The sequence below is a fragment of the Pseudonocardia nantongensis genome, from assembly GCF_046546495.1.
Lineage (GTDB): Bacteria > Actinomycetota > Actinomycetes > Mycobacteriales > Pseudonocardiaceae > Pseudonocardia > Pseudonocardia nantongensis.
This window is the reverse complement of record NZ_JBKGXT010000046.1, coordinates 1-1831: the sequence shown is the minus strand read 5'-3', so window position 1 is coordinate 1831 and position 1831 is coordinate 1. Positions and strand designations below refer to the sequence as shown.

1 protein-coding gene is annotated in these 1831 nt (G+C 71.6%); it reads right to left on the bottom strand.

Annotated features, from left to right (window positions below; all coding sequences use genetic code 11):
- Positions 1 to 163: 163 nt before the first annotated feature.
- Positions 164 to 1708: an AbgT family transporter gene (locus tag ACLFMI_RS26715; RefSeq protein ID WP_410950729.1), complete on the bottom strand. Its 1545-nt coding sequence runs from the start codon at positions 1706 to 1708 to the stop codon at positions 164 to 166.
- Between the last annotated feature and the right edge of the window lie 123 nt (positions 1709 to 1831).

Below are 1831 nucleotides of genomic sequence, written 5' to 3'. Positions count from 1 at the left end.
CCGACCACCGGTGGGGGCACGGTCTGACGCTAGGACTGCAGAGCGTCCAGGCAACGAGAGTGCTCGCCCACCGGCGGCTACCGGGCCGGAGCCTGCCTCATCGGGCTCCGCCAGCTGCCATTAGGCAACGTTCGGTAGGTAATCTTCGATCCCGCGCTCAGACTCAGCCGCCGATACGGATGGTGGTGCCGGGACCCATCGGGACGTTCAGGAAGTAGAACGCGGCCAGGATCGCCACCCACAGCACGAAGGTCGGCAGCACGAACATCGCCATCCGGGAGAACACCATCCCGAGCGAGAACTCCCGGTCGTAGCGCAGGCAGGTCAGCTGCAGCACGTACAGGTACGGGTTCAGCGGCGAGATCGGGTTGGTGATCGAGTCGCCGATCCGGTAGGTCGCCTGGATGACGGCCGGGTGCAGGCCGAGCCCGACGAACACCGGCACCAGCACCGGCGCGAGCACCGCCCAGAGCGACGACCCCGAGAAGATCACCATCGCCAGCACCGAGCACAGCACCAGTGCCAGCAGCACCGCGCCGAACCCGGTCAGCCCGATCGCGCGCAACCCCGCCGAACCCTCGACGGCGAGCCAGGTCCCCACCCGGCTCCAGGTGAACATGGCGATGAACTGGCCGGCCGAGAACGCGATTACGACGAAGCCGAGCATCCCCTGCAACGACCGGGCCATCAGCTCGGGTACGTCGGGCGGCGTGGTGATCGTCCCGGCGGCGACGCCGTAGGCCACGCCCAGCACCAGGAAGCTGATCATGATCAGGGCGACCACGCCGTCCAGGAACGGCGAGTCGACCAACCCGCCGTCCTCGCCGCGCAGCGGCCCGCCGGGCACCAGCCAGGCCGCGAACGCCAGCGCCAGCCACAGCAGCAGCGCCAGCCCGGCAATTACCAGCGCCCGCCGCTGGCGCGGTGTGACCGTGGTGTCGGGCTCCTCGGCGGCCTCGACCGCGTCGTCGTCCGACGGCGGGTTCACCGGCGGCAGCCCGGGCTCCACCCGGTGCACCAGGACCCGGCCGACGACACCGGGCAGCACGAACGCCGAGACGAACTGGATCCAGTAGTTCATCAGTACCGACGTCTCGACCCCCGGTGGCGTCCCGGGCGGCAGCACCGCCTCCGACAACGCCGACAGGTTCGCGTCCAGCGCCCCGACGATGATCCCCGAGCCGTAGCCGACGGCGGTCGCGGCGAACGCGCCGAGCGCCCCGGCCACCGGGTGCCGCCCCACCGACCGGAAGGCCAGCGCCCCCAGCGGGGGCAGGATCACCATCGCCGCGTCGCCCATGAAGTGCCCCTGCCCGCACAGGTAGACCACGGCGTAGGGCATCCACCGGGCGGGCACCCGCGCCAGCGCGGCGTTCACCAGCGTCCGCAGCAGCCCGGTTCGCTCGCAGACCCCGACGCCGAGCAGCACCGTCAGCACCACGCCGAGCGGCGGGAAGCCGATGAAGTTGTCGACCAGCCCGGTCAGCAGCTCCCGCAGGCCCGCGGCGGAGAGAATGTTGCGGACCGGCTGGGCCTCCGGCGCGCCGGGCAGCTGCGCGGTGGCGCCGTTCGCGGCCAGGATCGCGCTGCCCACGCCCAGCACCAGCAGCAAGATCCAGAACAGGTAGAACGGGTGCGGCACCCGGTTCCCGACCCGCTCGATCGCCCGGATCACCGGTCCGGGCCGGTGCGTGCCGGCCGCGCTCACGGGATGCGCCCGTCGGCCGCGAGCACCGGAGGTTCCGCCCGCACGGTGTCCGGGTAGATCAGCCCGGACCCCGTGTTCAGTACGACGACCTCCTCCGAACCGTCCAACCAGCCGCTCTCCCGC